The 23869-nt window shown below is 70.0% G+C and carries 19 protein-coding genes; 4 read left to right on the top strand and 15 right to left on the bottom strand.

The genetic code is table 11. The features are described from left to right. Nucleotides 1–123 precede the first annotated feature (123 nt). Entirely contained in the window at nt 124–726 is a 603-nt protein-coding gene (locus AWQ71_RS24280) for a TetR/AcrR family transcriptional regulator (RefSeq protein ID WP_067137068.1), read from the bottom strand. Between the two features lie 115 nt (nt 727–841). On the opposite strand from AWQ71_RS24280, the gene AWQ71_RS24275 reads away from it, so the two are divergent. Continuing rightward, entirely contained in the window at nt 842–1492 is a 651-nt protein-coding gene (locus AWQ71_RS24275) for a class I SAM-dependent methyltransferase (protein ID WP_067137066.1), read from the top strand. 61 nt (nt 1493–1553) lie between these two features. Here AWQ71_RS24275 and AWQ71_RS24270 read toward each other — a convergent pair whose 3' ends face one another. The 10 genes from AWQ71_RS24270 to AWQ71_RS24225 all read right to left on the bottom strand — a co-directional run bounded on the left by AWQ71_RS24270 (nt 1554) and on the right by AWQ71_RS24225 (nt 12829). Beyond that, nucleotides 1554–3005, bottom strand: coding sequence for an aldehyde dehydrogenase family protein (locus AWQ71_RS24270; protein ID WP_067137064.1), 1452 nt, complete (start codon nt 3003–3005; stop codon nt 1554–1556). Continuing rightward, nucleotides 3002–3670, bottom strand: coding sequence for an HD domain-containing protein (locus tag AWQ71_RS24265; protein WP_067137062.1), 669 nt, complete (start codon nt 3668–3670; stop codon nt 3002–3004). Before AWQ71_RS24265 ends, AWQ71_RS24270 begins: the two co-directional genes overlap by 4 nt. Next, complete coding sequence (locus AWQ71_RS24260; RefSeq protein WP_067137060.1) at nt 3667–4941, bottom strand: NAD(P)/FAD-dependent oxidoreductase; 1275 nt, start codon at nt 4939–4941, stop codon at nt 3667–3669. The genes AWQ71_RS24265 and AWQ71_RS24260 overlap by 4 nt, the downstream gene beginning before the upstream one ends. Before the next feature lies 1 nt (nt 4942). Then, nucleotides 4943–5263 (bottom strand): 2Fe-2S iron-sulfur cluster-binding protein, encoded by a 321-nt coding sequence (locus tag AWQ71_RS24255; protein WP_067137058.1) that lies wholly within the window; start codon nt 5261–5263, stop codon nt 4943–4945. Between the two features lie 19 nt (nt 5264–5282). Further along, entirely contained in the window at nt 5283–6050 is a 768-nt protein-coding gene (locus AWQ71_RS24250) for an SDR family NAD(P)-dependent oxidoreductase (RefSeq protein ID WP_067137194.1), read from the bottom strand. A gap of 13 nt (nt 6051–6063) precedes the next feature. After that, nucleotides 6064–7887, bottom strand: a complete 1824-nt coding sequence (locus tag AWQ71_RS24245; RefSeq protein WP_067137056.1) for a PEP-utilizing enzyme — start codon at nt 7885–7887, stop codon at nt 6064–6066. Between the two features lie 37 nt (nt 7888–7924). After that, on the bottom strand, nt 7925–9034 hold the full coding sequence (locus AWQ71_RS24240; RefSeq protein ID WP_067137053.1) for a PEP/pyruvate-binding domain-containing protein: 1110 nt from the start codon (nt 9032–9034) through the stop codon (nt 7925–7927). Beyond that, nucleotides 9031–10290 carry a cytochrome P450 gene (locus tag AWQ71_RS24235; RefSeq protein WP_218001936.1) on the bottom strand — a complete coding sequence of 420 codons (1260 nt, stop codon included), beginning with the start codon at nt 10288–10290 and terminating at the stop codon, nt 9031–9033. The genes AWQ71_RS24240 and AWQ71_RS24235 overlap by 4 nt, the downstream gene beginning before the upstream one ends. Before the next feature lie 218 nt (nt 10291–10508). Then, nucleotides 10509–11285, bottom strand: coding sequence for an IclR family transcriptional regulator (locus AWQ71_RS24230; RefSeq protein WP_067137193.1), 777 nt, complete (start codon nt 11283–11285; stop codon nt 10509–10511). Between the two features lie 131 nt (nt 11286–11416). After that, nucleotides 11417–12829, bottom strand: coding sequence for a WGR domain-containing protein (locus tag AWQ71_RS24225; protein WP_067137049.1), 1413 nt, complete (start codon nt 12827–12829; stop codon nt 11417–11419). A 302-nt stretch (nt 12830–13131) separates the two neighbouring features. On the opposite strand from AWQ71_RS24225, the gene AWQ71_RS24220 reads away from it, so the two are divergent. Next, nucleotides 13132–13929 carry an SDR family NAD(P)-dependent oxidoreductase gene (locus AWQ71_RS24220; RefSeq protein ID WP_067137047.1) on the top strand — a complete coding sequence of 266 codons (798 nt, stop codon included), beginning with the start codon at nt 13132–13134 and terminating at the stop codon, nt 13927–13929. Between the two features lie 19 nt (nt 13930–13948). Here the strand turns inward: AWQ71_RS24220 and AWQ71_RS24215 are convergent, their stop codons facing one another. The 3 genes from AWQ71_RS24215 to AWQ71_RS24205 form a co-directional block, all read right to left on the bottom strand. Then, nucleotides 13949–14611, bottom strand: a complete 663-nt coding sequence (locus AWQ71_RS24215; RefSeq protein ID WP_067137045.1) for a putative DNA-mimic protein — start codon at nt 14609–14611, stop codon at nt 13949–13951. Nucleotides 14612–14715: 104 nt separating this feature from the next. After that, entirely contained in the window at nt 14716–16374 is a 1659-nt protein-coding gene (locus AWQ71_RS24210) for a TROVE domain-containing protein (RefSeq protein ID WP_067137043.1), read from the bottom strand. Between the two features lie 907 nt (nt 16375–17281). Continuing rightward, nucleotides 17282–18400: a helix-turn-helix domain-containing protein gene (locus tag AWQ71_RS24205; RefSeq protein ID WP_067137041.1), complete on the bottom strand. Its 1119-nt coding sequence runs from the start codon at nt 18398–18400 to the stop codon at nt 17282–17284. Between the two features lie 135 nt (nt 18401–18535). Here AWQ71_RS24205 and AWQ71_RS43965 point away from each other — a divergent pair, with 135 nt between their 5' ends. Together AWQ71_RS43965 and AWQ71_RS24195 are read left to right on the top strand one after the other, a co-directional pair. Further along, a complete protein-coding gene (locus tag AWQ71_RS43965) occupies nt 18536–19243 on the top strand; it encodes a TetR/AcrR family transcriptional regulator (protein WP_067137039.1) in 708 nt (235 codons plus the stop codon). 35 nt (nt 19244–19278) lie between these two features. Beyond that, nucleotides 19279–21387: an SDR family NAD(P)-dependent oxidoreductase gene (locus AWQ71_RS24195; RefSeq protein ID WP_067137037.1), complete on the top strand. Its 2109-nt coding sequence runs from the start codon at nt 19279–19281 to the stop codon at nt 21385–21387. Nucleotides 21388–21625: 238 nt separating this feature from the next. Here the strand turns inward: AWQ71_RS24195 and AWQ71_RS24190 are convergent, their stop codons facing one another. Further along, nucleotides 21626–23746 (bottom strand): TerD family protein, encoded by a 2121-nt coding sequence (locus tag AWQ71_RS24190; protein ID WP_067137035.1) that lies wholly within the window; start codon nt 23744–23746, stop codon nt 21626–21628. Nucleotides 23747–23869: the final 123 nt, after the last annotated feature.

Here is a 23869-nt window from a genome sequence, read left to right as displayed (position 1 = left end):
GATAGACCGTAATACCTACCTGAATAGTAGGCAAATCGCGATCGGGGCCTCCCGCGGCGGCACCGCGGCGCGGACGGACCGCGCCGTGACAGGGGAACTCCCGAGTCCGGCCGTCGCGCCACCTCACATGGGGTGGCTCCGGCGGGTGGTCAGGATCGCGTCCAGGCCGGGGATCACGACCGCACGGAACGCCGCGTCCATCTCGGCGGGTGTGGCGACGAGCTCGCCATCGGCCCACCTGCGCATCAGCGCCATGAACGCGCCGGTGACGCACGTGACGATCATGTCGAGCGACGCCGGCGGCGGGATCTCCGAAGGCAGCGCCGCCATCAGCTCGTCCCGCACGACGGCCGCCATGATCTGCTCCCCGCGCAGGCGCACGACGGCGGCCCCGCGCCGGCCGAGCAGCGCTCGCGCCAGGCGGCGCTGCTCATGGAGGTGCTGGAACAACGGCAGGGAGAACGAGAGCAGCGTGCCGGAGCGGGTGGCGGGGACGAGGCGGAGCAGCTCAGCGAGCTCGTCGAGGCTGCTGAAGAGCACCTCTTCCTTGTCGGCGAAGTGCGCGTAGAAGGTCGAGCGGCCGACATCGGCGCGGTTGATGAGATCGGTGACGGTCACCGCCTCGTAGCCCTTGATCAGGATCAGGTCCACCAACGCCTGCCGGATGGCCCGGCGGGTGCGCCGCACGCGCCGGTCGGGGCTCTCCCGCTCCCGGTTTCCGAACACATTCCCCCCTCTGTTCAGTACGGCACGCCCGCGCGAATGTGCGTGTTGACCCCTTCGCGCCAACGAACGGACGATTCATAACTGAACAGCGTGTCCCGAAAAAAGGAGCAGCGCCATGAAAATCGGGCAATCCCCGCACAGCCCTTCAAAGCACGAAGAGGGAGGCGGCGCGCTCCACCATCCGCGCGCCTACGAGGTCATGGCGGAAATCGGCTTCGCCGGGCGTCGCCGCCGGGTTTTCGCTCAGGTGGCCGCGCTCACCGGCGCCCGGCCGGGGGATCGGATTCTGGACGTCGGCTGCGGTACGGGTTACCTGAGCCGGGTGCTCGCCCCTCGGGTTGGGCCCGACGGGCACGTGACCGGAGTCGATCCGTCGCCGCCGATGGTCGGCCATGCCCGTGGCCGGGCGCCGCGCAACTGCTCCTACCGGGTGGGCGAGGGCCAGGATCTCCCGTTCCCCGATGCCTCGTTCGACGTCGTGGTCTCGACCCTCGCCGTCCATCACATGCCGAACGCCGCGCGCGGCACCGCCATCGGGGAGATGTTCCGGGTCCTGCGGCCGGGCGGACGACTGCTGATCGCCGAGTTCCGCCCGCCTGCCAACGCCTTCTTCGCGCACCTCGTCGCCTTGGCGGTCGGGCCCGCCATGCACCCCAGCATGCCGGAGCTGCTCGCCGATCTCGTTCCCGGCGCGGGCTTCCGCGTCGAGGCCACGGAACAGGTGCGGCCCCTGCTGCACTGCGTCCGGGCCGTCCGCCCGGAGTGACATCGCAGGGGCCACCCCGGCGCTCGTCCGCGGTGGCGCCCCCGGGGGCGGACGCGACCGTTCAGGCGGGTGTCCGGCGGTGGATCGACTTGTACGTGATGTACTGCGCCAATCCTTCGACGCCGTACTCGACACCGAGCCCGGAGTCGTGGCGCCCGCCGAACGGTGCCGCGTGGTTGGAGGCGAAGAAGTTGATGCCGACCGATCCGGTGTCGATCCGCTCGGCGACGGTCTGCGCCCTGCGCGGGTCCGAGGAGAACACGATGCCGCCCAGGCCGAAGTCGGTCGCGTTCGCGATGCGGATCGCCTCGTCGACGTCGCCGTATCGCTGCACGGTGACCACGGGGCCGAAGATCTCCTCGCGGGCGACGCGCATCTGAGGTGTGACATCGGCCAGCACGGTGGGCTCGATGAAGAAGCCGGGGCGGTCAGTGCGGGCGCGTCCCCCGGTGGTGACGCGCGCCCCTTCGGCGCGAGCCGACTCGATGAACTCGGACACGGTCTCGAACTGGCGGCGCGTGGCGACCGGCCCGAAGACCGTGTCCGGGTCGAACGGATCGCCCTGAGGCGCGGCGGCGATCGTGCGGGTCACGCGGTCCACGATCTCGTCGTACCGCGTGTCCGGCGCCAGGATCCTGGTCGAGATGTAGCAGGTCTGGCCGGTGTTGCGCATGCAGGACCGGATGAGCGCCTGAGAGAAGTGGTCGAGGTCGACGTCGTCGAGGACGATCGCCGCGGACTTGCCACCGAGTTCCAGGGTGACGGGCCTGAGCAGCTCACCGCAGGCGGCCGCGATGCGCCGGCCGACGTCTGTCGATCCGGTGAACGCGACCTTGTCGACGCCCGGATGCCGGACGAGGGCGTCGCCGGTCAGCCCGGTCCCGGTCACCAGGTTGACGACGCCGGGGGGCACACCGGCTTCGGCCGCCGCCTCGACGACGAACCGGATCGACAGCGGCGTGGCCTCGGCGGGCTTGATGACGGTCGCGCAACCGGCCAGCAGCGCGGGAGCGAGCTTGATCGCGACAAGGTTGATCGGGAAGTTCCAGGGGGCGATGAGCGCGCAGACGCCGATCGCCTCCCGGCGGACCAGCGTCTCTCCGACGCCGGACGGGAAGGGGCGGACATCCTCGCGCTCCAGCTCCGGGGCGAGAGAGGCGAAGTAGCGGAAGATGGCCGCGGCGTTGGCGGCGGCTCCGCCGGTCTCGGAGATGGGCGAGCCGTTCTCGCGCGTGTTGGTGATCGCGAGGGGTTCGGCGCGCTTCTCGATCGCGTCGGCGATGCGGCGGAGTACGTCCGCTCTTTCGCTCGGGCGCAGCCCCGGCCACGGCCCGGAGTCGAAGGCACGGCGCGCCGCGGCGACCGCGGCGTCGAGGTCGTCCCGGGTCGCGGCCGGGACGCTGCCCCACATCTCCTCGGTCGCGGGGTCGATGATTCCGATGCGCTCCGGACCGGTGGACGGCACCCACGCTCCGTCGACGAAGTGGTCGTCCACGTGCGTCCAACCGATCACCGCAGCACGTCCGTCTTCAACAGGGCTTCGGAGCGGGCCAGTGAGGCGAGGGCCATCTCGATGGCCGCCCGGGTGAGCAACTCGGGCACGATCTCCGCGCGCAGCCGGGCGCAGTAGGTCGCCGGGTCCATCGAGAACCAGCCGGAGGCGAGCGCGATGCCGACATGGTCGAATCGCCACAGACGGTCGGCGTCCCGCACCAGCGCGTCCTCCAGCGAATACGCTTCGGCGCGCGTGTCGTGCCCGTCGATGATCGCGGTGACCCGCTCGATGAAGGCGTCGTCGTACCCCAGGGGAGGCAGCACCTCGCGGGCGATCTCGCACCCCTGCTTCTCGTGCTCGTACCGGATGGCGGCCTTGCGCCAGTCGCCGGTGAACCCTTCGGCGATGATCCGCGACTCGTCGACCCGCCCCCAGCCGACGTCGTGCAGCAGGATCGCCACTCTGACGAGCAGCGCGTCGGCCTCGGGATGGGCGTCGCAGAGCCGCTCGGCGTACGCGAGGGACACCGGCAGGTGGATGTCGTTGGACCGCACGCGGGTCTCCGGCACGACCGCCGACCAGATCGCGTCCAGGTCGGAACCGCGGGCCGGGGTGAGCACGATCGGCGAGGTGTCGACCGGCCCGTTGGCCGGGACCGGGGCCGCGGGGAGGGGCGTGGTCATGACAGGTTCCCTTCGTGGGGGGCGGCGGCTTCGGCGAGCAGCGACCTCAGTGGCACGGCCGGGTCGGCGACGGCGTCGGGCGGCAGCGTCACTCTCCTGGTGAGCGCCTGTTTGACGGCCATGAAGTCGAGTGGGACGTTGACGCAGTCCGCGGCGATCAGGCGGTCACCGCGGTAGTACAGGACCGAGTGTTTGAGCGGGTCGGCGGGGCTGCGGACGACGGTGCGGTCGTAGCCGGACGATAGGCCGGCGATCTGCAGTTTGAGGTCGCCCTGGTTGGACCAGAACCACGGGATGCCCCCGTACTCCTCCTGCCGGCCCAGCAGGGCGTGCGCCGCGACCTTGGCTTGTTCGATGGCGTGATTGACGCTCTCGAAGCGGACGCGCTCGCCCGCGCATGAGCCGGGCACGGGGTTGGGGAGGTTGGCGCAGTCGCCGACGGCGAGCGTCGTGCCGTCGGAGGCGACGGCATGGTGATCGACGACGATGCCGTTGTCGCACCGCAGCCCCATCTCCTCGGCGAGTTCGGTGTTCGGGATGACGCCGACCCCGACGAGGACGATGTCGGCCGCGATCTCCTCGCCGCCGGCCCGGACGGCGCGCACCTTGCCGTCGTGACCGACGATCTCGTCCACGGCGCTGCCGAGCCGGATGTCGATGCCGGCTCGGCGGTGGTGGTCGAGGAGGAACCGTGAGGTCTCGGTTCCGACGGCACGCGCCACCAGGCGGTCGGCGAACTCCAGGAGCGTGACCCGCTTGCCGAGGGCGTGCAGGCCGGCGGCGGCCTCGATGCCGATGAACCCTCCGCCGATGACGACCACGCGCTCGGCTCCCGCCGTACGGGCCTTGAGCTCGAGCGCGTCGTCGGCGTTGCGCAGGTAGAGCACGCCGTCCAGGCCGGCGCCGGGAACGTCGAGCCGCCGGGCCCGTGCCCCCACGGTCAAGGCGAGCCGGTCGAACGGGAACGCGCGCCCGCTGGCCGACCACGCGGTGCCCGCGCCGTCCGGTGCGGTGACGATCTTCTCGATGCGTTCACCCTTGACGACGGTGATGCGATGCTCGTCCCAGAATTCCTGGCTCCGGAAGATCAGGGATTCCTTGGTGATCTTGTCTTGGAGGAAGTCCTTGGACAGGGCGGGCCGCTGGTAGGGACGGTGGTTCTCATCGCCCAGCAGAGTCACCGGTCCGGCATACCCCAGCGCGCGCGACGACACCGCCAGCTGCACCCCCGCCTGGGAGGAGCCGACGATCAACAGGCCGTTCTCGCCCATGTCAGACCTGTGTCTCGGGCAGGGTGACGCGCAGGTCCATGTCCTCGGTCACCCGGATCTGGCACGACAACCGCGACGTGCCGGTGCGGTCGACGGCCGTGCCCCACAGCATCTCGTCCTCCATCTCCTCCATCGGCGGGAGGGAGGCGAAGTCGTGCTCGTCGACGATGACGTGGCAGGTCGCGCACGACAGGGACCCGCCGCATTCGGCGACGACGCCGCCGATGCCGTTGCGTACGGCGGTCTCCATCACCGAGTCGCCGACGTTGGCCTCGATGGTTCGCGTGTCGCCGTCGGCGTCGGCGAAGGTGATCTTCGGCATGCTGCTCCTGGTGGTGGTCTCAGATGAACTGGCGGCCGCCGTCGACGACCACGGTCTGTCCGCTGACGTAGGCGGCGCCGGGTCCGGCGAGGAAGAGCGCGGCGCCGACGATGTCGTCCGGCTGCCCGGGGCGCCGCAACGCTCCCCGGTCGACGCCGTAGGACTCGGCGTTCTCGATGAGCCCGTAGCTGGCCTCGGTGAGCGTGAAGCCGGGGGCGATCGCGTTGACGGTGATCGATCGGCGGCCGAGCTCCTTGGCCATGACCCGGGTCATGGCGATGACCGCGCCCTTGGAGGCGACGTAGTGGGCCCACTGCTCCGAACCGGAGTAGACGGTGGCCGAGGACAGGTTGACGACCCGGCCGCCCTCGGGCAGGTACGGGCTGGCCGCCCGCACGACCAGCCACGGTCCCTTGACGTTGACCGCCATCACCCGGTCCCACTCGGCGGGATCGATCTGCTCCAGAGGTGCGCGGCTCACGGTGGCGTACAGCGCGGCGTTGTTGACGAGCACGTCGATCTTCCCGCCGCCGAATTCCGCCACCGCCGCGGCGAGCACTTCGGTGGAGTCGACGGAGGTCACATCGACGTGTCCGTGCCAGGCGTCGGCGCCCGCTTCCTTGACGAGCCGGGCGGTCTCCTCGGCTCCGGCGGCGTCGATGTCGGCGACCGCGACGGCATATCCGTGGGCGGCGAAGCCCAGGGCGAAGGCGCGGCCGAGGCCGCCGGCCGCGCCCGTGACGAGTACGGTGCGGCCGGCGCCCGCGGCGTCCGGGGTGGTCGGCATGGTCGGCACGGTCTCAGTCCTCGAGGATCTCGACACGGCCGGCGTCGCCGTCGACCCGGATGAGCTGCCCGGTACGGATCGTCGTCGATCCGTTGCCGGTTCCCGTGACCGCGGGAAGGCCGTACTCGCGGCAGACGATCGCGGCGTGGCTCATCATGCCGCCGATGTCGGTGACGGTCGCCTTGATCTTGCCGAAGATCGGCCCCCACGACGGCGCGGTGATCGTGGCGACGAGGATCTCGCCTTCCCGCACCTCACTCAGCTGGTCGGCGTGGTGGACGACGCGGGCGCGCCCCTCGGCGACGCCGGGCGAGGCGGACATGCCGGTGATGGCGGTGTCGTCGCCGGAGTCGTCACCGAGCCACTGCTGGACCTGCTCGGTCGTGATGCCCCACAGCATCATCGTGAACGGCTCGGTGATCTGGGCCGGCGGCGTGTTGAGCGCGGGCTGCGGACGCCGGCTGCTGAGGGCGTCGATGATGCCGCGGCGGCGTTCGATCTCCGCGGGCCAGTAGCTCGGCCCGGTCGGCTCGGCGCCGACCGCCCACCCGGTCACGAGGTCGAACAGGGCCTCGCGTACCTCGCCGCGGGTGAGGTACAGCAGGTCGCCCTCGCCGGCCCAGAAGCCGGCCGCCACGAACACCCTGCTGAGCTCGCGGACCTTGCGCCAGAACACCCCCATCGTCCAGTGCTCGATGTAGAAGTTGTGGTTCTCGACGTACGGGTACGCGGTCACGGCCAGACCGTGCTTGACGTCGAAGGCGGCCAGGTTCTCCCCGTCGAGCAGCGACCGGTACTCGGCCACGATCCGGTCGCGCTCGGCGACGAGCTCGGCGATCGGGCGGAGGATCTGCTGCCCCTCGTCGACCCGGCGGATGTAGTCCTTGATGTAGCCCAGGGGGATCTCCTGGTGCTCGATCCAGTACTTGTCGTGCCCGTAGAAGCCGTTGCCGACGGTGAAGTTGAACCAGGGGTCCTGGGCGGCGCGGTAGGCGTCCAGCCACTGCCGCCCACCGGAGAGGTCGCCGACCCGGGCCAGGGTCCCCTCGACGTCGTCGGTGTTCTCGAACGCGGACTGCAGGCCGAGCTCGACCGCGAGCGTGGCGAGCTTCTTCAGCTCGTCGTCGGGACGGAACAGCTCCATGTCGACGCCCTGGACCATCTTGGCGATGGCCTGGTCGGGGATGCCGGGGAAGACCTGCTTGGCGAAGGTGAAGAAGTCGAGGTAGGCCAGATAGCCGAGGTTGAGGAACTCGAAGTGGTACTGCCAGTTCTGGTAGACGAGCTGGATCAGCCGGTCGTAGTTCTCCATCAGGACTTCGGAGCCGTCCTTGGCCTTGCCGCTGACGATGTCGTCGAACGGCACCATCTCCGGGAGGCTCGTGAAGGTCAGCGCCTCCAGCTCGTCGATGGTGGCGCGGACCTTGAGCTTCCACTGCTCCAGCAGGCTGTCCCAGTTCTGGAAGTAGTGGCCGACGCGCCGCTCGAACTCGGGCACCCGGGCCGGGATCTGCTCCTCGGGCACCGGCACGGGGCTCATGTAGAGGTAGCCGAGGTGGATCTTGAACTCGATGCCGTTGGCCGGCGGGATGAGCAGGTGCCGGGTGTTGTACTGGCCCAGGCACTTGACGGCGAACTCGCCGCCGATGGTCTCGAACGGCTTGAACACCGTCGGCCAGTGCTGGCTGTCGCAGAACCAGAACTTCTCGTCGTCCGAGCCGCTCAGGTTCTGGAACACGAGGTTGTAGGGGTAGAGCTTCTCCCAGCCTTCGGCGCCCGGAGGCACCGGCAGCTCCGATGGCCGCGGGAAGGACTTCACTGCGGGTTCGACAGTCATGGCTATCGGGGTCCTTGTCGTGAGGGGGGTGGTCGGTTCAGTTCGTCACGCCTGCGGCGCGGCCCGCGGTCAGATGCGCGGTGATGCTGCCGAGGCTGAAGCCGACGCTGGGCGGGGACGCCTTCGCCGGCGCGGTGACCGGCTTCGGCTTGGACGAGTGGACGGTCTCCGGTCGGGACTGCAGCAGGAGCAGGTTCTGTCCGTCAGGAAGGTCCGCGTCGAGCGCCCACTCGATGTCCTGCGGGCACCCGTAGTGCCGTTCGGCACGCTTGGCGAGCTCGGAGACGGCCCTGACCTGGTCGTCGGTCAGGCTCCGGACCGCCCGCCTGGCCGCGTCCACGTCACGCTCGACGAGGCGGCCGCCGGCGCTGTCGGGCACCAGCTCGATGTGCTTGTCGCCGACGTGCTCCTCGACGATGCACAGCAGCACCTTGTCGACGACGATGTTGTCCGGCGTGACGTGGCCGGAGACGACCGCCTCGCCCACTCCCCAGGACGCGTCGATGGTGATCTTCGAGCGGTCCCCGTTGCGGGGGTTGAGCGTCATCGCCACCCCGGCGACCCGGGCATGGACCATCTTCTGGACGGCGACGGCCATCGAGAGTCCGTCTTCGGAGATCGCGTTCCGCAGCCGGTACGTGATGGCGCGGCTGGTGTAGAGCGAGGCCCAGCACTTGCGGATGTGTTCGTGGACATCGCGCTCGTCGACGAGCCACAGGTAGGTGTCCTGCTGGCCGGCGAAGCTCGCGTCCGGCAGGTCCTCGGCGGTCGCCGACGACCGGACGGCCACCGGCACCGGCCGCTCGAACCGCCCCTGGAAGTCCGCCCACGCCTCGATCACCGGGCGCCGGAGCCGCTCGGGCACCGGGCGCGAGCAGATCTCGTCGCGGATGGCCGCCGACACGGCGTCGACGCTGGCCACGTCGTCGGGGTCGAGCCGGTTGAGCCCGCTCGTGATCACGTCGCGCAGCCCGGACTCCTCGACGAACGCGTCGTACAGCGCGGTGGTCACCGCGAAGCCCGGCGGCACGGGCATGCCGGCGGCGGTCATCGTGACCAGGGAGGCGCATTTCCCGCCGAGGAGGGCGTGGTCCGGCGTGGTTCCGCCGTCGAAGAACCGGACGTACCGCGGGTCGAAGCCGCTCATGCGCGGGCCTCCCACTTCACCGGGACGGTGACCGGAGAACGGAACGAGAGGTTCGAACCGAAGACGATCTGCTCGTCCTCGCACAGCCGGACATCCGGGATGAGGCGGGCGATCTCCTCGATCGCGATCCTGGCCTGGAGTTTGGCGAGCATGTTGCCCAGGCAGTAGTGGATGCCGAATCCGAACGAGAGGTGGTCACGCGCGTTGGGCCGGTCGATGTCGAAGACCTCCGGGGCGTCGAACTTGGCGGCGTCCCGGTTCGCCGACCCCATGACGAGAAGGATGTCGGCTCCCTTCGGGATGGCGACGCCGCCGATCCGCGTGTCCGCCAGCGCGCGTCGCCGCCACGCCACGATCGATCCGCTGTAGCGCAGCACTTCGTCGATGGCCGCCGGGATGAGCGAGGGACGGTCGACGACGCTCTGCCACTGGTCACGATGCGACAGCAGGACACGCAGGGCGTTCCCGATCAGGGTCGTGGTCGTCTCGTGGCCGGCGAACAGCAGGCTGTAGACGACGGAGGCGATCTCGTGGTCGGTGATCTCGTCTCCGGCGGCCTGGGCACGCACGAGGTCGCCGACCAGGGAGCCGCGCTCGTGCTCGTGGGCGTCGGCCACCAGGCGAAGGCATTCCTGCCAGTAGTCGACGAGGTTGTGCGCGTGCGGGACCTGTTCCTGATCGCTCAGGTCGCCCCAGGTCATCGCGGCCCGCGAGTCCGACCAGCGTTTGAAGGTGTCCACCTGGCCGGTGTCCGCCCCGATCAACGTGAGGATGGTGACCGTCGGGACGTCGTAGGCGAGGTCGCGGACGAAGTCCCCGGTGGCCTCGGGCCGGGCGAGCATCCGCTCCAGCAGGGTGACGACGTGCTGCCGGATGCTCGGCTCGAGCGCCTTGTAGCGGCGGGGCGTGAAGGCCTTGGCGGCCACCTTGCGGATGCGGGTGTGCTCCGGAGGGACCCGCGCCGACAGGCCCGAGTAGGCCGTGAATCCGCCGTCGAGCATGATCTGCGTGGCTTCCGGCCCGCGCTCCCGGACCGGTGCCTGGGCGTTCTCGCTGCTGAAGGTCTTCCAGTCCTCGAAGACCGCCTTGACGTCGTCGTACCGCGTGACCACCCAGCATCCGATGCGCTCGTCGAACATGACGGGCTCTTCGGAACGCAGCGCCGCGTACGCGGGGAAGGGGTCGTTCTGGTCGAACGGCTCATACCCGTGGTGAACGGGACACGATCGCGGGGCGGCGGTGAGGTTTGCGGTCACGCTCAACTCCACTTCATTTCGGGCATTTCCGAAGTTTCATCAGTGTGAGGCCGCAACGCGACTGGTCACAATGCACGGTTTCCATTCAACGGAAACGAGCGTGCGTGACGGTTCCGTGGAGAGATTTCGCCGATGCGAGCGGGCCCACGCGACGATCGCACGCGTTCCGGGGGCCACGCGTTCCGGGCGGAGCGGGCGCGGCCGCGTCCCGGAACCGGTCAGCCGCGCTGCCGCAGATACCCGGACGGATAGCGGGCGATGGCCGCCTCGATGCGGGACGCCACCCCGCGCAGGACCGGCAGGTGCCGGGTCAGCGTCTTGCGCTGCGTCGACAGCAGGACCAGGCCCACCGCCGCCTCGACCTGAGCGGATCGCCCCGCGACCGGCACCGCGATGGAACAGGCGCCCGCGCGAGCCTCCTCCAGCGTGACGGCGTACCCCTGCTCGGCGATCTGCCCCAGCTCATCGGCCAGGGCCGCCGGATCGATGTGCGTCCGCCTCGTCCGGGCCTCCAGGTCGCCCTGGAGATAGGCCTCGCGAAACCACGGCTCCTCGTGGGCCAGCAGCACCTTGCCGACGGCCGTCGCGTGGAGCGGCAGCCGCCCGCCGATGCGGGACGCTCGCGGCACCCGCTTGGAGCTGTAGACCCGGTCGACGTACAACGCCTCGTTGCCTTCACGGATCGCGATGTGCGACGTCTCCTGGGTGAGCGAGAACAGGTCCTGCAGATAGGGCCGCGCGGTGTCGCGCAGCCGTCTGCCCGCGCTTTGCGACAGCTCCCACAGGCGCAAACCGACCTGGTAGCGCCCTTGTTCGTCGCGCGCGAGGGCTCCCCATGCGTGCAGTTCGCCCAGGAGCCGGTGCGCCGTGGAGACCGGCAGGCCGGTCAGCTCCGCCAGCTGCGACAGCGACAGGCTCGGCCCGTGGGTTTCGAAGGCTTCGAGGATCGACAGGACACGTGACGTGACCGTTCGTCCCGTCTCATTCGCACGCACGCGGCCCCCGTCCCGTGTCACGTCCCGTCCTCGGCGTCAGCCGGCTGTGACGCGCTGCGCCGCATATCTCATGTTTACCAGGCAAATCATCCGATACCTCGGGCGGAGTGCGCGGGTAGGTGGGCACCCCGCTAGAGGAGCCGCCTGATCTCGCCGTACGTGCGGTAGAAGCCGCCCCGGCCGGAGGGGCGTACGCCCTCGACAAGGTAGCGGGCGCCGGCCTCGCGGATCTCCTTGGGGAACTGCACGTTCCAGGTCTCGAAGCCGGGGCTGACCACGCGGACGCGCAACCGCTCGCCCTCGCGTACGCACTCCACGACCACGCCGTCGCCGGCGTGCGTGACGGTCTCCAGTACGACCGAGGGCTCCACCACCGGAAGCGACGCGGCGGCCTTGACGTCGACGGGCTCGGGCACGGTGCCCGCGCACGCGGCGGCGATCGCCGCTTCGCTCGCGTCGATGCAGGCCAGGGTGCCGTCGGTGGTGACGATGTAGAGGCGGTCGTCGCGGAACTGCATGGAGAAGGCCGATCCGCAGCCGGTGCCGAGCTTCCACAGCCGCTCCCCCGACGCGGCGAAGCAGTACACCGAGGAGTGGCTGTCACCGGCGAAGACGTAGCGGCCGCCGGGCGAGGTCGCGCAGGAGTAGACGGGCCCGTCGCACTGGTACACGGCCTCGACGCGGCCGTCGCTCTTGGCCAGGCGGTGGACGGTACGGCGGGCGGTCGCGGCGTAGACCGCGTCCTCCTCCTGCCAGCCGAACAGCACATGGTCCGCCGACGGGGTCTGCCAGACGAGGGCGCCGTCGGAGGCGTCATAGCGCGCCACGCCGCCGGAGTGGCCGTGGTAGACCGCGTCCTCGTCGCACCGGACCATCCAGGCGTAGTCTCCCTGGCCCGTACGCGCCCACTGGAACTCGTCCTCGTAGTCGATCGTGGTGATCCGGCCGGCCCGGTCGGAGACGCCGAGGATGCCGTCGTGGATGTCGAGCCAGTAGATGTCCACGTCGGCGGCGATCTCGTAGGCCGCCCTCGGCACCTTGCCGCTCAGGTCGTACACCTTGCCGTCGTCGCAGCCCGCGTAGATCCAGAAGTCGTCGGCCACGATGCACTTGACGCCGTCCGGCAGGCGGAAGCGGCCGGTCACGGTGCCGGAGTGGGTGACGGTGTACACGTCACCGCGCTGGTTGCCGACCCAGCAGCGCTCCTCGTCCACGAAAACGCCGAAGGCGGAGGCTCCGCTGTTGAAACGCCACAGGACCGGCGCCTGCCGGGCGGTGGAACGGGTGCTCGCGATCGTCCTGCGGGTGACCGCCCTGCGCTGGCGCACACCGCGAACCGCCGGGGCGTAGCCCTTGCGCATCTTCTCGTTGATCTTCTTGGTCGCCGCGGCCCGCGCCTTCTCCACTGTGGGAAAGTCGGTGACCTTGATCTGCCCCGTCTCGCCGATGCGCCCATAGGTGATGGTCACCCGCGTTCCGGAGACGACGGTCTCGTAGAACTTGTGCGCTCCGCCGCCGTCCTCCGACAGCTCAAGGTAAGCCATGTCCGCCTTCTCCAGATAAGACCGGCCTGATCGATTGATCGGGAGGCTAGAGGACAGCGGTGACAATTCACGGTCGGGCGATCGGCGATCAGGGCCGCATGATCCGGGCGTGCAGGGCGTCGGGGTCGGGCACCAGGTCCCGGGCGGCCGGCCACGCGGCGGCGCAGGCCGCGTCGCCCGCCACCGTCACCGGGGCGTCCCAGCGCCGGCCACCGGAAACGGGCGGGAAACTTTCGCCATGGATCGGGCCTCGTCCCCCGCCCCGGCGAGCCGTCGTTCCAGTGCCGGGTAGGGGTGAGGTCATGCTGATCGACCTCACCGGCAGGACGGCCTTCGTCAGCGGCTCGACCCAGGGGATCGGTCGCGTGATCGCCGCGCGGCTGGCCGCCGCGGGCGCACACACCGTGATCAACGGTCGCGACGCCGAACGCGTCGAGGCGGTGGTCGCGGAACTACGCGCGGAGCAGGCGCCGGGCACGCGGCTCGACGGTGTGGCGGCCGACGTGTCCACACCGGAGGGCGCCGCCATGGTCGTCGACCGGCTGCCGTCGGTGGACATCCTCGTCAACAACCTCGGCATCTTCGCTCCACGGCCGGTGCTGGAGGTCGACGACGCCACCTGGCAGAGGTTCTGGGACGTGAACGTCATGTCGGCCATCCGGCTGACGCGCCACTACCTGCCGGGAATGCGCGACCGCGGCTGGGGCCGGGCACTGTTCATGGCCAGCGACTCCGCCCTGGTGATCCCCGAGGAGATGGTCCACTACGGCGTGACGAAGACGGCGCTGCTCGGTGTTTCGCGGGGCTTCGCCAAGGCGATGGCCGGTACCGGCGTGACGGTCAACGCGGTGATCGCCGGGCCGACGCACACCGGAGGCGTGGAGGACTTCGTCCGCGCCCTCGTCGGTGACGAGCTGCCCTGGGATCGGGCCCAGACCGAGTTCATGAAGCGGCACCGGCCGGGATCGCTGATCCAGCGCCTGATCGAACCGGACGAGATCGCCGCCATGGTGGTCTACCTCAGCTCGGACCACGCCTCGGCGACCACCGGTGGCGCGCTGCGCGTCGACGGCGGCTACGTGGACTACATCGTCCCCTGATTCCACTGCTCCCACAGGCTCAGTGGAAGACGACGGCGTGGCCGCTGAGGACGCTGACTCTGCACGCCTCGAACAGCGTCAACCACACCATCGTCTCGGTGGCGAAGTCCTCGGGCGGCAGGGCGAACACGCGGGCCGCCTCCGCGTCCGGCAGCACACCGCCGGTGTCCGCTCCCGCCGCTGAGGCGGACGGGTCGAGGCGGATGCCGAGCGCTGGAACGCATCGGCACAGCTCGCGCAGCAGCCGCACGCTCGACCCGACCATCCCGCCGCCGTCGACGCCCGAGGACTCAGGCAGGAACACCACATCCTCGAAATCGACCGGCACGTAGTAGCCCGCGCAGTCGGAATGGCACAGCAGATGCGAATCGAACAGCACGGAACTCGACTCGACCCATCGCTGGTCCCGGTCGATGTCGTCCGCACCGCGCGCCGGGGTGACCGGCTGGTCGTTGTCGACCAGCGCGAACACCCGCCGCAGGTAGTGCAGGCAGGAATAGGGGAAGCCGCCGATGTGCGGGCGCATCTCCACCCCGGGGGGACCGTCGGGCTCACGCCACACGATGCCCTCGCCGGCCAGCGCCGCGCTCAACCCGCCCAGCCGCGACTGGAAGTTCACCACGCCCTCATCGTCGAGGCCGACGAGCCCCGCGATGATTCCCACCGATATCGCCAATCCCATGCGGGCAAACGTATCGGCCGGTTACGCCACAGCGAGCATCGCAGGCAACGTGATCGAGCCGGCCCACACGCCCCTCTGGGGACGTGCGGGCCTTCCAGCTGAAGCTAGCCGCGGACGAAGCCGTTCACGATCAACGGGAGAGACGCGTCCAACCCGGCGACGTTGAGCACCCCTTCGTCCTTGGGATCCCCGATCGAGTACCCGGCCGCCGTCATCGACGCGACAACCACCCGAGAGTGCCGGCTGACAGCAGAGCGGTACGCCGTGAGCGCCTGCGTCGGGTGCTGCCACCCCGCCCACGTCTCGTTGTCGGTGAACACTACGACGCCGTCCACTTCGAGGCGCTCCTGAGTCGCCCACCGAAACGGCAGAGACAGATCCGTGCCGCCGCCTGAAGGCCGCCAAGAGGCGATCTCCCGCAGGTTCGTGTGTGGCGTCACCTTCGACGCGTGGACCGCTGTGTCGACGTCGATGACGTGAACGTTGCCCTTCTCGATCCGGGCGAGCATGACCGCCATCGCGCAGCCGACCTCGTACGCCGTGCCCAGCGGGGATCCCCCGGAGTACGCGTGTGTTCCCATCGAGCCGGAGGAGTCGACGGCGACGAGGATCCGCTTCCCAGACGGCTCAACATGGCCGAAGGACAGCTCATACGCCTCCTCGAGCGCGTCGAGGATCGCCGGCACCGGCTGCCATGTCTGGATGTCGGCGCGCGGATTAGGCTGCGATCGGCCGGAGCCGTAGACGCGCAGGGCGAGCCAGGCGTCCATCGGGTGGATCCGCGCCTTCGCCAGCGCCTCCCCGTTGACGAGGCGCGCTGCCGCCCGCCGGGTTGCGTCACCCATCGGCTTGAGCGTGCCGATTCGGGTCATCCGGGCCAGGTTCCGGATGAGCGCGGTCATGCCGACCGTGTCCACCAGCGCATCCCAGACGGCGGGCTCACGAAGCATGGCATCGGGGAGGAACTCCCACGGCACGCTCGCCTCACTGATGACCCGTACCGCGTCCTCGGGCGTGGTCACGGCCTTGGCAGTGAGGAAGCGGTCCACGGACTCCAGTTCATCACGCGCCTCGTCGTCGGAGACGTTCCCGGCGATCCAGCCGAACAGGGTCCGCCGCTGCTCGCAATCCGCCTTCGGGTGAGCGATCCGCAGCACGTCCCGCAGCGAGAACGCCTCGCCGGCCGGCGTCTTGCGCTGGGCCGCCTTGCACACGCGGAACGCCACACTGTCGGGCGAGTCCGTGAGGAACCACGAGCCGAGAGCCGTCCGCAGCGACCGGCCCACGACGGGTGCGGTGCCGCGGCCGGTCGCCTTGCCGCCGAGGTTCTTGTAGTAGCCGAAGAACGTCGCCAGATGGTCGGTCGTGCGCGCGACCTTGGGCAGTGCGAGCTTGGCCGCCTGCCGGGTGTCAGCACCGCCCTTCGCGTAAGCCGCGGCGAGAGCGAACAGCGCGGGCCGGTTCTTCGGCGCGCGGGGCGGACGGGCCGTCGAGATGTCCGTCAGCAGCGCGACGACACGGGGGCCGTCCTCGCTGATCGCCTGGAAGAGGACGCCGGCGTTCTCCACCGTCAGCTCGTCCTCGCCGACGTAGTACGTGCCACCCGTGGTGCCGAGGATCAGGAAGTCCTCCACGCGGGTCCACAGGTCCTTGGCGAAGACGTAGCCGCCGGCGGCGTTCTTCACCTGGTCGGTGCGGCCGGGGATCGGCTGGGACTGGGGCGTCGCGATCGTGGAGATGGACGCGAGAGGGTCACGGGGCATGGGGGTGCCTCCAGACGTTCGACCCGCCGAAGCGGATGTGAATACGACGAAGGGAGAGCGGATGTGGAGATGCCTGCCGGTGTTTAAACAGATGCGCTATCCGGGCTGCGCCACCTCCTGATAGTTCAGGAGGGCAGGATTCGAACCTGCGACCCTCTGTTCCCGATAACCGACGTGCTTCGACCCGCTCTCCCCTGCTCGTCAGCCCTGTCGGCGGCACGGATATGGGAGCTCCGACCGGCGTTTAGGTGTCCTGGGCCGCTGGACGACGGGCCTGCGAAAGGCCCGGCAGGATTCGAACCTGCGTCACCCGCTTGGAAGGCGATAACCGGCCAGATTCGACCCGCACCGCCGACAAGACCGACGAACGATCAGGCGTGATGCTGGTACGGATGTGGGGTGCCCGCCGGTGTGTGGTGCTCTGCCAACTGAGCTACAGAGACCGGAGTCTCTGGCTGGACTCGAACCAGCGACCGCCCCATTAGAAGTGGTAACCGACAAACTTCGACCCGTACCGGCATCGACCTGAGCGGCTCGCTAGGCCAGGAATAGACGCGGGTGTGCGAAGCAGCACCGGAAGTGTTCTTCCCAAGATAACCGACGCCATTCGATCCGCCCCCGTTCCTGACCTAACGGGCTACAAGCCAGAGAGTACAACGATTCGCCCTAGACCGCTCAGATTTATACAACGGGACTAACGGGGACGTAGATTGCTCAATCCCCCAGACGCAACAAAGAAGCCCGCCCAGTCCTGAGGATGGACGCCGCGTCGACGGCCCTTTCGCGCACTCGTCGCACGGTCGGTCCAACGACCAACCACGCTCGCGCAAGAGCTGTCGCAGGAGCGGCAACTTCCTGACGACGGCGAAGTTGCAGAGCACTGTGTTGTCCGGAAACCAGTACCAGGTCATGACGCGAGGGGAGAGTCCTCTCTCGTGCCGCTGATCGCCTGTCGGAGCGTGGCCGTGTCGACGTCGAGCAGGTTCGCGAACGGACGGAGTGTGGACTTATTCTCGACGTACGCCTGGAAGGTGTCGCGGACCAGCGGAGCGGGGATCCGCGTGTGGGACGCGTTCTGGATCCACTCGCCGAAGGACTCCCACTCCCCCGCGAGAGACGCCGCCTCCCCTGCCGTCATCCCGCGGAAGGAATCGCAGCGGTCGCGGTCTATGAGTTCGAGATTGAACAATCGCCATGCGAGCGTGCTTGGTGAGACCCACAACCGACAGGTCAGCGCGGCGAAATCATGGCGGCTCCACCTTGTACGGCCGGCTTCTTCCCGGAGCATCTGTGCGGGGAGAAGAAGTTCCGCGGCGAACGCGTTCGCACGCTTCTCCGACGGCTTCCTCTTGTGCTCGGCGTCGTTGATGTTCACGTCCACGTTGAGCTTCTGGTCGTCGCGCGCGAGGAGATGACCCAACTCGTGCGCGATCGTGAATCTCTGGCGGGCGGGAACCTCGGAGGTTCCCACCACGATCAGCGCGGAGTCGTCGTCGGACCAGGAGAGCCCGTCGAATCCGTCCGGCTGCTTGTGCACTCGGACGTCCACTCCGAACGCTGTCTCAACGGCTGCCGCGAGGTCTCGGCACTTCCAGAGCGTTACGTCCCTACTGAGAGCATGCTCGGCGGCGGTGACGGCGAGATGCGTCCCTTGGTCCACGAAGGACCCGCCACCGAGCTCGAACCTCGGCACGTCCTGCCGGAATCCGAGGAACGCGAGGTCGGCCCGCATCTGCGCGAGGCGTTCGGCTTCGCCGACGGCGGTGTCAGCCGAGGTCAACGGGGATGCGGCCGTTCGTGCGGCCAGGGACGGCGAGATGGGATCCGCACCGAGGAGCCAGTCGACGGTCACTCCGCAGAGGTCCGCGATCCGGGCGAGGTCGAGTGACGTGAATCGCCGGACACCCGAGAGCGACTTCGACATCTTGGAGGCGTCGAAACCGGCCCTTCCGGCGAACTCGGCTTGTGTGAGACCGCTTTCCGCGATCAGTTGCCGTACTCGCGCTGCTGTCTTCTCCCCTGCCACGACCTGCAGCCTATGCTCTCGATTGCGAAAATCGCAATAGTTGCCGACCTGCGGAAGAGTATCTTGGCACGCGCGACCGGTAATCCAACGGGCGATTGATTGCGCGCCCGGCGGGGACGCGACCAGACTTGAGGCATGAAGACGAGCGAGGAAGACGCCGGAGCGCCCCGCGCGCGCCGGCGCGGGCGGCCGCCACGTGACCTTTCCGCACCCGCCACACCCGAGCGCATCCTCCTGAAGGCGACCGAGCTCTTCGCCGTACGCGGGTTCGACGGCGTCTCCATGCGCGACATCGCCGGGCAGGTCGGGATCGACGTCTCCAGCGTCCACCACCACTTCCCGTCCAAGGCGGAGCTGTGCGAGGCCTGCTTCGCCCGGGTCTTCGCGCTGGAGCGCGCGACCCTCGAACCCTCGGTCCGCGCCGTCGCGGAGGCGGCGCGCACGGCGTCGCACTCCGACCTGGTGGGGGCCATGCACCGCCTCGTGGACACGTTCGTCGACTTCCTGGACGAGCACCCGCACACCACGTTCCTGTGGCTGCGCCGCTGGCTGGACCCCACCCGGCACTCTCCACTGGACGAGGCGTACGCGCTGCCGATCTACCACGAGATCGAGCAGGCCCTGCTGGACGCGGCCGCGCGCGGCCTCATCGGCGAGCCGACCCCTCACGTCACCGTGCGGAGCCTCGTGTGGGCGGCGCACGGCCACGTGGCGGCGCTGACCGCCGCGGGAGCCGGGGCGGTCGCCGTCGCCCGCGAGAGGCGCGAGTTCCGCGCCTACGCCCACCGTCTGATCGATCTCCTCTACGCACCCCCTGGCGCACGCGGCTCATCCCGCCAATAATTCCATCAGTCGATGGATTAATCGGAGGGTGCGTGATGGACCCCATGAAGCCGGGCATGACCGCCGTCGTCGGTGGCGGAGCCGCCGGGATAGCCACGGTCAAGGCGCTGATCGAGGCGGACGTGCCCGTGCTCGGCATCGAGCGCGCCGACGGGCTCGGCGGCCTGTGGCGGCTGGACGACGCCACCGCCTCCTACGAGGGGCTCTGCCTCAACACGAGCAAGCCACGCACGCAGTTCTCCGACTTCCCCATGCCGGAGGAGTGGCCGGACTACCCGAGCCGCGCCCAGATGCTGGAATACCTGCTCGCGTACGCCGACCGTTCCGGGGTGGCCGAACGCTTCCGGTTCGGCACGACGCTCGAGTCGGCGCGGCGCACCCCCGACGGGTCGTGGGAGCTGGTCCTGGACGGCCCGGACGGGCGGAGCCGTGAGGTGGTCGAGCATCTCGTGGTCGCCAACGGCCACAACCACGTGCCGCGCTACCCCGACCCGCCCTACCCCGGGTCGTTCACCGGCACCCAGTCGCACGCGCACGGCTACGTCACCCCGGCGGAGTTCACGGGAAAGCGCGTGCTCGTGGTCGGCACGGGCAACTCCGCGATGGACATCGCCTCGGAGCTGACCGACCATGCCTCGGCCGTGCTGCTGTCGGCCCGCCGAGGCGTCTGGGTGATCCCGAAATGGCTGCTCGGCCGTCCTTCCGACCAGCTCAACGGCGCCCTGGCCGCCCTGCTCCCCTGGCGGGTGCGGCAGGCGATCTCGCAGACCATGCTCCGGATCCTCGACAGGAGGCCCGCGGGACCACGTCTCCCCACCCCCCGGGAGGGCCTGCTCCAGGACCACCCCACCCTGAGCGACTCCGTACCCGCGCTGGTGGCCGCGGGGCAGGTGCTCGCCCGGCACGGCCTCTCCCGGTTCGACGGGTCGCGGGTCCATTTCGCCGACGGCCAGGTGGACGAGGTCGACCACGTCATCTGGTGCACCGGATACCGCGCGGTGGTGCCCTTCCTCGACGCCGACACGGCGGGCGATCCGGCGGGCCTGCTGCTCTACCGCCACGTCCTCCCCGTCGACGACACGTCCATCAGCTATGTCGGGCTGATGCAGTCCACCGGGTCGGCGCTGCCGGTCGTCGAGGCGCAGGGCCGGATGGTGGCCGGTCTCCGCGCCGGAACGTACCGGCCGCCCGCGCCCGAGACGGCCGCGAAGATCGCCTCCGCCGAGCTCGCCGCCGCCCGGGCCCGTTGGGGCGAGCGGCGCCCGCACATGCGGATCGACATCGACGCGTACCTCCGGATCATGAAGAAGGAGCTGCGCCCCGCATCCGGGGGCGGCCTGGCCGGACGCAGGATCCTGGTCACCGGGGCGGCCGGCACCTTCGGCCGGGCCATGAGCGAGCGTTTCCTCAGGGAGGGCGCGCACGTGGTCGGGCTGGACGTCGCGTGCCCCGAGGACTCCGGCGTACCGATCGTCGCCTGCGACATCACGTCCCAGGAGTCCGTGGACGCCGCGGTCGACGAGGCTGTCGCGCTCCTCGGCGGCGTCGACGTGCTGGTCAACAACGCCGGGCGCGGCGGGCCGGCCCCGGCCGAGCTCGCTCCCGACGAGGAGGTGGACGCGCAGCTCCGGCTGAACCTCGTCGGCGCCTGGCGCGTCACGGCCGCGGTCATGCCCCATCTGGTGCGCGCGAGGGGGCGGGTGGTCTTCGTCGCCTCCCGGATGGCGGTCCTGCCGCTGCCGCTCGCCGCCGCGTACGGCGTCTCGAAGCGCGCGCTGGCCGCCTACGCCGACGCGCTCCGGCTCGAAGTCGGGACGCACGTCGGCGTGACGACGATCTATCCGAGTATGGTGCGCAGCCCGATCCACGACAGCACCCGGCGGGCCGGCCTGTCCCTCGACGCGGTGTCCCGGCCGGAGCCCGTGGAGGGCGTGGTCGACGCGATCGCCCGCGCGCTGACGGCGCGCCGCGCCCCGCGGGATGTGGCGACCACCGCCCGCGGACGCGTCGAGATGGCGGTGGCCAGGCACGCCCCGCGCCTGGCCGACCGGCTCGTCCGCCGGACCGTGGCGGCGCGGATCACCGCCGGTGACTTCGCCGGGGCTCCCCTCGCCGCCGGCATGGTGCGCAGGCACCAGGAGTGAACGGCCCAGACGGTGGTCGGCGAATCGCCGCTCTGGCGGAACGAGGCCATGGTGCGGTCGTGAGGAAGGCTCGGGCACTAGAAGACCAGTAGGCCCACTGGGGCCTACCTGGATTCGAACCAGGTAAGAAGGAAGCCCTCGAATGGCCTCACGACCGGAACGCGAGGAAAGCGGGAGAACTAGGTTCTTTAGGGTTAAGAAGGAAGCTCACCCATGGCCTCGCGGTGTCGCCACCGTATCAGGCGGGGATCAGTTCGTGCAGCGTCGCGGGCGTGTACGCCCGCGACCCCGCCGGCAGATCGTCCGGAGCCTCCAGCCCGATGTACGTGGCGTGCCCGGCCGACGACGCATTCGCGCGCAGCAGGTCGGCCAGGTAGCGGACCCGCAGGTAGTCGCGCTCCACGATCGAGCGCACCAGCAGGGAGGCGGTGCCCCGGTTGCCCTCGACCTGGTTGAAGCCGGGAAACCCCTTCAGGTAGAGGTGCAGCCATTTCACCCGCCAGTCGCCGTCGTCACCGCGGAGGAAGACGAGCGGCAGCGCGACCCGGCCGGAGCCGCGCAGGTCGGACTTCATGCGTACGGTGCGCGGCTCGAACGGCCGGCCCTCCTGCTCGGCGTCCCGCGTCATGTAGCCGAAGAACGCCTCGGCGGCCTCGTGGAACTGCTCACCTGCGTAGACGTTGACCTGGGGGATGATGATCGGCTGGGTCGCGTCGGCGAGACGGATGTCGATGAACTCCGAAGCGCCGTGCGGCGCGGGCGCCTCGGTGAGGTCGCCGGAGTACGTGGCGAAGCGGTTGGCGTAGTTCGTCCACGAGATGTGCGTCGGGTTGTCGTAGGAGGCGTCGAGCATGAGCGCGGACAGGTCGTAGTCGGTGCGCCGCCCGGCCTGGCGCCAGTGGACGAAGAACCTGAGCAGCTCGCCGTCCACCCGCGAGAGCGAGCCGCGGGGCAGCATGCCGAGCCCGGGCGCGACGGCCTTGCCGGACAGCGGCAGGGCGACGTCGAGCACGCCGGGATCGACGATCAGCTCGCCGGGGTCGGGGAGGCGGCGGGCGATCTCCTCGTCCAGGACGGCGAGCGCCCGCGTCAGGAGCTCCTCCTCAAGCGGCGGGCGGGAGTCGGACGCCACCCACGCCCTGCCGTACCGGTTGGCGAAGAGACGGCCGGCGGCGGGGGCGAGCCGGTTCTGCAGGTGCTCGCGCAGGGACAGCAGCACGCGGCCGGAGGCGCCGGCCGCCGCGCGCTCCGCGGCGTCGAGTACGGCCGACGCGGACCGGCCGCCGGTACGCAACAGGTGGTCGAGGCGGCGCAGCAGCGCGCCGGGCGCCTTCTCCAGCAGTTCGACGGCGTCGGTGGTACGGCCCGCCGACAGGGCGGCCTCGACGCGGCTGTCGAAGCCGGCGGCCTCGCGCACGCCCCTGGCCACCTCGAACACGCCGGCGGCACGCGGGAACTGCGGGTACTCGTGGGGATGCAGCCGCTCGCCGAGCCGCTTCCACTGCTCCCGGTGCCGCGACACGTCGCCGAGCTTGGCCGGGGTGGCGACGGCGTCCAGGGCCCGCAGCAGGGCACGGCGCTCGGCGCGGCGGAACGAGCGGAACCTGGTGGGCGTGGCCAGCGTGACGTCGCCCCCGGAGCAGCCGCAGGCGAGCCGCAGCACGTCGGTCACCGTGTCGACGAGCAGCGGCTGCCCGGCGGCCAGCCGTACCTCGTTGATGACGGCGCGGTTCTCACGAACGGGGACGCGCTCCGGCTGGTCGGCGAAGAACGCGGCCAGGGTGCGCAGGGCCGCCAGGTCCTCGGCGGCGAGCGGCGTCTCCGCGCCCGCCAGCGAGAAGTAGAGGTCGCGCGCCTCGGACTCCAGGCTCCCGCCCAGCTCCAGCACGGTCACCCGGTCCCCGGCGAGCGGGATCAGCTCGGCGTGCGCGGCCAGCAGGTCGGCGTACGCGTGCTGGTAGCGGCCGTAGTCCGGCAGCGTCAGCAGGTCGAGCGTGGACGGCTGGACGCGCGCGGCGGCGACCGGGTCGAGCAGCGCCTCGCGCAGCAGACCGGCCCAGAACTCCAGGGTGTCGGGCACGTTCGCGGGAAAGTCGATGAAGTAGGCGTTGTGCCGGACATGGTCGCCGACCAGGCGGCGGACGCCGGCCAGGATCCGTACGCCGAGATCGACCACGGTCTCGCCGGACAACCGCGACAGGCGTTCGAGCAGGGCCGCCGAGCAGGCGAAGCCGACGCTCAGCAGCGCGGCGTCGAGCTGGCGGGCGGCCACCTCCCCCCACCCCGATGTGGAGTCGGCCGGGGCGTCGACAGGAACGCGCAGCCGCCTGGTGATGACGAGGTTCTCCAGAGTGTCCACGAGCGCACCCTAATGGCCGAGATCTCCCCGCTCACGGCGATTTTCCGGAATGCGCGATCAGCACCCGATCCCGGCCACCGGCCGCGGCGCCGCCGACAGGTATCGGGGGAACGGTGGGACACC

The sequence above is a fragment of the Microtetraspora malaysiensis genome (genome assembly GCF_001528665.1).
GTDB lineage: Bacteria > Actinomycetota > Actinomycetes > Streptosporangiales > Streptosporangiaceae > Microtetraspora_A > Microtetraspora_A malaysiensis.
The sequence above is the reverse complement of the archived record's forward strand: the minus strand, read 5'-3'. Positions and strand labels throughout refer to the sequence as shown.

What these genes read in the sequence shown, in the direction of transcription:
- AWQ71_RS24275 (WP_067137066.1), top strand. Translation starts at nt 842, where the DNA reads ATGAAAATCGGGCAATCCCCGCACAGCCCTTCAAAGCACGAAGAGGGA.
- AWQ71_RS24265 (WP_067137062.1), bottom strand. Translation starts at nt 3,670, where the DNA reads ATGACCACGCCCCTCCCCGCGGCCCCGGTCCCGGCCAACGGGCCGGTC.
- AWQ71_RS24260 (WP_067137060.1), bottom strand. Translation starts at nt 4,941, where the DNA reads ATGGGCGAGAACGGCCTGTTGATCGTCGGCTCCTCCCAGGCGGGGGTG.
- AWQ71_RS24255 (WP_067137058.1), bottom strand. Translation starts at nt 5,263, where the DNA reads ATGCCGAAGATCACCTTCGCCGACGCCGACGGCGACACGCGAACCATC.
- AWQ71_RS24250 (WP_067137194.1), bottom strand. Translation starts at nt 6,050, where the DNA reads ATGCCGACCACCCCGGACGCCGCGGGCGCCGGCCGCACCGTACTCGTC.
- AWQ71_RS24245 (WP_067137056.1), bottom strand. Translation starts at nt 7,887, where the DNA reads ATGACTGTCGAACCCGCAGTGAAGTCCTTCCCGCGGCCATCGGAGCTG.
- AWQ71_RS24240 (WP_067137053.1), bottom strand. Translation starts at nt 9,034, where the DNA reads ATGAGCGGCTTCGACCCGCGGTACGTCCGGTTCTTCGACGGCGGAACC.
- AWQ71_RS24225 (WP_067137049.1), bottom strand. Translation starts at nt 12,829, where the DNA reads ATGGCTTACCTTGAGCTGTCGGAGGACGGCGGCGGAGCGCACAAGTTC.
- AWQ71_RS24220 (WP_067137047.1), top strand. Translation starts at nt 13,132, where the DNA reads ATGCTGATCGACCTCACCGGCAGGACGGCCTTCGTCAGCGGCTCGACC.
- AWQ71_RS24215 (WP_067137045.1), bottom strand. Translation starts at nt 14,611, where the DNA reads ATGGGATTGGCGATATCGGTGGGAATCATCGCGGGGCTCGTCGGCCTC.
- AWQ71_RS24210 (WP_067137043.1), bottom strand. Translation starts at nt 16,374, where the DNA reads ATGCCCCGTGACCCTCTCGCGTCCATCTCCACGATCGCGACGCCCCAG.
- AWQ71_RS43965 (WP_067137039.1), top strand. Translation starts at nt 18,536, where the DNA reads ATGAAGACGAGCGAGGAAGACGCCGGAGCGCCCCGCGCGCGCCGGCGC.
- AWQ71_RS24195 (WP_067137037.1), top strand. Translation starts at nt 19,279, where the DNA reads ATGGACCCCATGAAGCCGGGCATGACCGCCGTCGTCGGTGGCGGAGCC.